The organism is Caballeronia sp. (assembly GCF_049581465.1).
Lineage (GTDB): Bacteria > Pseudomonadota > Gammaproteobacteria > Burkholderiales > Burkholderiaceae > Caballeronia.
Genome location: NZ_JBAUSA010000778.1, coordinates 1 through 5,438, shown reverse-complemented (window position 1 = coordinate 5,438; position 5,438 = coordinate 1). Strand labels below are relative to the sequence as shown.

Here is a 5,438-nt window from a genome sequence, read left to right as displayed (position 1 = left end):
GGGCGCGCTCGCCACGTACACGGCGCAGTTGACGAATCAGTATCAGGCAGAGTTCACCGCGCTGAATTCCCTTATGGCGACGACGAACAACAACTCGCAATATTTGACGCAGCTGTTTGGCGGCGCGAACAGTGCGGGCGCGTACGCCACTGCCAGCAGCCAGTAACCGACCCGGATGACGAACATGGACCAGAACACTTTGATCGAGCAGTTGCTCGCAATGACGCTCGACATCGAACATGCGGCGGCGATGGCCAACTGGCAGGAAGCGGCGCGTCTGACCGAAGTGCGCTCGCCGCTTTTCGCGCACTTGACGAAAGAGCAAGACGCGGTATCGATGAAAAAGATAGACCGGATCCGCGCGATCGACGCCGCGGTCGCTGCCAACGCGAAAACGACGCAGGTCGAATTGCAAGTGGAATACAACGACGCGATGCGCAAGGCGCAGGGCGCTAGCAAGTATCTCCAGGGCGCCCGGTTTTAATAGCGGCCAAACTTAGCGCGAGATGATTCACATCTCGCGCTAATCCATCTCCCCTCCGATTTCATCGGACAAATGTGGTCCTCGTCTCCTTGCCTCTGACGCAGTACGATTGCGTTTCTGCGTTATGTACCTAAAGCAGAAAGCGGTGTCGACTGGAAGTTCAGGACTCAGCGAAAGGGGGCAGGATGGAGCAGGCGTTCGATCCGATACAGCGGCCACACGGTTATGTCTGGTCGCCGCACCGCGATCCCGAAAAGGAGCAGGCAATACTCAGAGTATTGCTCTGCGGGGTTGTCACGGTCATCTACGCCGTGCTCGCATGGCTGGATGCCGTCCCTGGCGCGAGTTCCATCTTTTATGCGCTCGCAGTCTATCTCGCGTACGCCGTCGCCAGCTTCCTAATTGTCTATAGAAAGGCCGGACCGTCGCCCCTGCGCCTGATGATTACGACCGTCCTCGATCAGGCGCTCGGTGCAATGGTGCTCGCCGCTGGAGGGGCTTCTGCTTTACCCCTCTTGTGCGCCGTGTTCCTGTGTTTGATCGGCGCAGGATGCCGCTATGGCAAGCGCACGCTGACCCTGTCGTGCGTAACGGCGCTGCTGGGTGTATTCGCGTTATCGCTTTGGCAGCCGTGGTGGATACTGAACCGGCCCGCAGCGCTTGGCATTGGACTAAGCATGCTCGGCGCGGCCATTTATCTCAGCGTGCTTGTCGACCGGCTAGGCAGTGTGAATCGCGATCTCGTCATCAAGGTGAGTACCGACCCGCTCACTGGCCTGAGCAACCGCTACGCGCTTGAACAGACCATCGGCCGTGCAGTGACGGCGATATCGACGGGGCAGGAAGGCGCAACCGCGTTATTGCTGATCGACCTGGACGGCTTCAAGGAAGTGAACGATACCCACGGGCATGCAATCGGGGACGTCGTACTGCGAACGTTCGCGGATTTGCTGATCCGGCGAGTGCGGACGACGGACACTGTTGCGCGCCTCGGAGGCGACGAGTTCGTGGTGCTCGCGCGACATGTGACGGGCAGCAGCGCTGTGCAGACGGTGGCAAACGGCGTGCACGCGGTGCTGGCGGAAATGACCTCGGTGCAGGACCGAATGGTGAATGTGTCGGCGAGTATCGGCGCATGCCTGATCTCGCGGGAGCTCAAGCCGATCTATACCGATATCGCGGCGCTCATGCGTGCGGCCGATCGCGCGATGTATCGCGCGAAGGCTCTCGGCAAAGGCCAGACCGTGTTTGCCGAGCGCGAGGATTTCGACGCGCCGTAGAAGCCGGCGTGAAGGGGACATGTCGTATTGCGAAGCCGCAAAGCCTCACACCTCGACCGTTGCCCACGCCTGTTCGCGCAGCTTGGCTCGCAGTCTCGCGACGGCCTGGCTATGCAACTGGCACACGCGGGACTCGCTCACTTCCATCACCGCACCGATTTCACGCAGGTTCAAGCCCTTCTCGTAGTACAAGCTCATCAGCAGCTTCTCCCGATCCGGCAACTTGTCGATGGCTTCCACCAATGCCGAGCGCAAGCTTCCATCCATCAACGCTGACAGCGGGTCGGACTTGTCGACGCAATAGCGGTCGAGGAACGGTTCGTCGTCAGCAGAACGATCGAAGTCTTCGTAATAGATCAGCTGGCTGCCATGCAGGTCCTGCAGCATGCCTTGATATTCGTCGAGCGGCATATTCAGGTGCTCGGCTACTTCTGTTTCGCTAGCCGATCGCCCGAGGCTCTGCTCGACCTTATGCACCGCCGCTTCCACTTCGCGCGAAGTCTTGCGCATGCTGCGCGGCAGCCAGTCGTTGGCGCGCAACTCGTCGAGCATCGAGCCGCGAATCCGCTGGCTCGCATAGGTCTCGAATTGTGCGCCCTGATCTTCCTTGTAGCGGCTCGCGGCATCGAGCAGGCCGATCATGCCGGCCTGAATCAGATCGTCGAGATCGACGCTGGCCGGCATCTTCGCCACCAGTTGCAGACCCAGTCGGCGCACGAGCGGCGCGTAGCGAGTCAGGACCTCGGCCTGTGACAGTTTTCCCTGAGCGTTATACATCGCATTCACCTTGTTTCCTTCGTCTCTTCGCGGTGTGTCACATCGACGCCGAGCTGCTCATCGCAAGCTGCGTGACGGGTGTTTCCATGCGGCGTGCCGCGCCTGGGTTGATCGAATGCTCGCCGAGTTTCGGCATTTCCACCGGTACGGTTTGCGGAGACTGGACCATCGGCCAGTGCAGCATCTCTGCCGCAATCTGCCGATAATCCCGCGCAGCTGGCGTGGCCGGAAAAGCTTCGACCGCGCACCGCGACAATTCCTGCGCCCGGGACACGCGATGATCTTCGGCCACGCGTCCGGCCTGCATCAGTTGCACGGCCAGATAACGGCTCGCGACGGTCGCGAGATTGTTGAACGCAACACTTGCATCGGCTGCGTTCTTGACGTGATTCACGATCACGCGAAAACGCGGGATGGCGTGCGCGTAATGAAGGCGCTTGATGCACACATAGGCTTCGGTAATGGCGGCCGGAGCGACCCGCGTGATCACCACGAACTCGTGCGCTTGAGCTGCCAGCGTCGACAGTTCGCCGTTGCGATCGAGCTGTGTATCGATCAGGACGATATCGGCGGGACCATCGAGCAACACGCGCCATTGCGCGGGGACATGACTGATGCGCTCGTCGCGCGGTGCGGCGATCAGCGCAAAGCCAAATGGCGTATTTGTTACGGAGTCCTCCAGGAAGCGCTTTCCGGACATCAAGGTGGCCAGCGTGCCATTGTCCGGCACGCCGAACAAGCGGCTCGCGGACAACGCGTTCTGCCGTTCGTCGATAACCAGCACATCCTTGCCCAGCGCCGCGAGCGCTGCAGCGATATTCACGACCGCCGACGTTTTGCCGATCCCGCCCGCGCCATTCCCCGCCGCCGCGCCACTACACATGGCCACCACGCGCGAGCGGGAGCCGGTGAGCAACCGCCGCAGGCCCTCGGCTTGATCGAGCATGAACTTATCCAAAGTGAACCTCATGGAGTTCGGTGGACGCACGCGCCGACAGGGCGGACAGGAGTGCCGGCACGTCGTCGTCGTGCGGCACGAACGGTGAGCCGTCACGCGGAATACAGAACGCGCTCTTGATGAGGAAACTCTTCGTTGCGACGTACAGGTTCTCCGGCACCTTCTGGCCCGTCGAAACGTAATGCACGGGCAGCTTGTAGCGGATCACGGTATCGAGTACGCCGCCGAGATTCGTAGCTTCGTCGAGCTTCGTCAGGATGCAGCCCGCGAGGGGTGCCTGATCGGGTCCGGATTGATACGCCTGGACGACTTCGTTAAGCGTGTCGCCATGGCTGGTTGCGTTCAGCAGCAACAGGCGCTGCACGGGGAGGCCGGCGCCGCATAGCATTGAAATGTGGTCGGTGACCATGCGATCGCGCTGGCTCATGCCGATCGTGTCGATCAGCACGATGTGCTTGTTGCGAAGTTCGGAAAGCGCGAGTTGGAGATCGGCGGCGTCCTTCACCGCGTGTACCGACACCCCCAGGATCTTGCCGAAGATGCGCAGTTGTTCGTGCGCGCCGATCCGGTAGCTATCCGTCGTAAGCAGTGCGACTTTGCTTGCGCCGAAACGCATCACGCAGCGTGCGGCTAGCTTTGCGGTGGTGGTTGTCTTGCCTACGCCGGTCGGGCCCATCAAGGCGAATACGCCGCCACGGCTCATCAGTGCTTCTTCGCTGTCCATCACCGGCAGGTTGTTTGCCAGCACTTGCTGGACCCACTCCATTGCGGCTTCGGCGTGATCGAATTCCGGCATGTTGTCCGTGACCAGGCGCACCAGTTGCGCCGAGAATCCAGCGGCGAAAAGGCTCTTGGTCAGTGTGGCGTTGTGCTGGCTGCGGCGTTGGCGATCGCCCCACAGAAGGCCGGCGAAATGCTCCTCCATCATGCCGCGCATGGAGGCGAGTTCCTGCATGACAGTGTCGTTGACGACTTGTTCCATGCGACTGCGGACGGCTTCCGTGACTGCAGCCGCAGCCGATGCCGGGAGGCCTGCGAACGCGTTTTCCTCGGCCGGGTTTGCGGCCCGGGCGGCCGCAGCTGCTGCCTGCACAAGCTTTTGCTCCGCGCGGCGAGCGGCGAGTTGTGCTGCTTCCCGCGCCCATTCCGGCGCTTCCTGTTGCTCGGTGGGAATGATTGTGACCGGCGCGCCCATGCCCTTCGCAATGGCCGTGGACGGGGTCAGTGTCCGTTGTGGAGCACCTTGAGGATTGCTATGTGCGATGTTGTGTGTGATCCGGCGTGCGTGTTCGATCAACCAGGGATTCGAGTCCGCCATTGTGCGCGATGGTTGCGGCGCTTCAACCGGCTTTATGTCCGTATAGCGGCGTGGTTCCGACTGCGATTGTGATTGTGATTGCGGTTCGGATTCCGGCTCGGCTTTGGTTTCGAGTTTGAATTCGGGTTCGGTTTCGCGTTCATCCCGTGGTTCGGAGTTTGCCCCGAACACTGACGAGAACACGTCGCCGCTTGCGTAGGGGTTGCTGGCCATCGGTGACTTCATTGTCGGGGCCGATGCTCGTGCTTCTGCTGCTGGTGGAGCAATCTTCGCGAGGTCGCCGTCGGCCACTGCGACGATTTCGGTGCTGCCGTCGTCGATCACACGGTTCGACAACACGACTGCATCGGGGCCCAGTGCTTCACGCACCAGCCGGAACGCGTCACGACTCGAAGCACCGATAAATTTGCGAATGTTCAACTTGCCCCCCGATGAGGTTTAACTTTGTCTTTGCGGCTTGTGGTCGATGTTCCCGGTCTTGACCGGGGTCGACGCTTTCCCAGTGACTGAATTATTGCGGGGAGCGCTGCGAGACCATCGCGTGATAAGAGCCGGGAAAGTCCGGCAATTCAAGAGATCAAGAGGGGGCGCGTGCTTCGCTTGCTTTGTGGGGGAGGTTGG

Annotated in this window: 5 protein-coding genes and 1 pseudogene; 3 read left to right on the top strand and 3 right to left on the bottom strand. The window is 61.0% G+C overall.

What is annotated here, in order from left to right; genetic code table 11:
- The 3 genes and pseudogenes from WCA53_RS19170 to WCA53_RS19160 all read left to right on the top strand — a co-directional run.
- Positions 1-166: pseudogene (locus WCA53_RS19170) on the top strand (flagellar filament capping protein FliD); the annotation flags it as partial.
- Positions 167-184: 18 nt separating this feature from the next.
- On the top strand, positions 185-484 hold the full coding sequence (locus WCA53_RS19165; protein ID WP_423914155.1) for a flagellar protein FliT: 300 nt from the start codon (positions 185-187) through the stop codon (positions 482-484).
- 185 nt (positions 485-669) lie between these two features.
- Entirely contained in the window at positions 670-1,764 is a 1,095-nt protein-coding gene (locus WCA53_RS19160; RefSeq protein ID WP_423914153.1) for a diguanylate cyclase, read from the top strand.
- Positions 1,765-1,809: 45 nt separating this feature from the next.
- On the opposite strand, the gene WCA53_RS19155 is transcribed toward WCA53_RS19160, so the two are convergent.
- Genes WCA53_RS19155 through flhF form a run of 3 tightly spaced genes read right to left on the bottom strand, consistent with a single transcriptional unit; the run spans position 1,810 to position 5,237 of the window.
- Positions 1,810-2,541 (bottom strand): RNA polymerase sigma factor FliA, encoded by a 732-nt coding sequence (locus WCA53_RS19155; protein ID WP_423914160.1) that lies wholly within the window; start codon positions 2,539-2,541, stop codon positions 1,810-1,812.
- 37 nt (positions 2,542-2,578) lie between these two features.
- Positions 2,579-3,499 (bottom strand): MinD/ParA family ATP-binding protein, encoded by a 921-nt coding sequence (locus WCA53_RS19150; RefSeq protein WP_423914150.1) that lies wholly within the window; start codon positions 3,497-3,499, stop codon positions 2,579-2,581.
- A complete protein-coding gene (flhF, locus tag WCA53_RS19145; protein ID WP_423914147.1) occupies positions 3,492-5,237 on the bottom strand; it encodes a flagellar biosynthesis protein FlhF in 1,746 nt (581 codons plus the stop codon). Before flhF ends, WCA53_RS19150 begins: the two co-directional genes overlap by 8 nt.
- Positions 5,238-5,438: the final 201 nt, after the last annotated feature.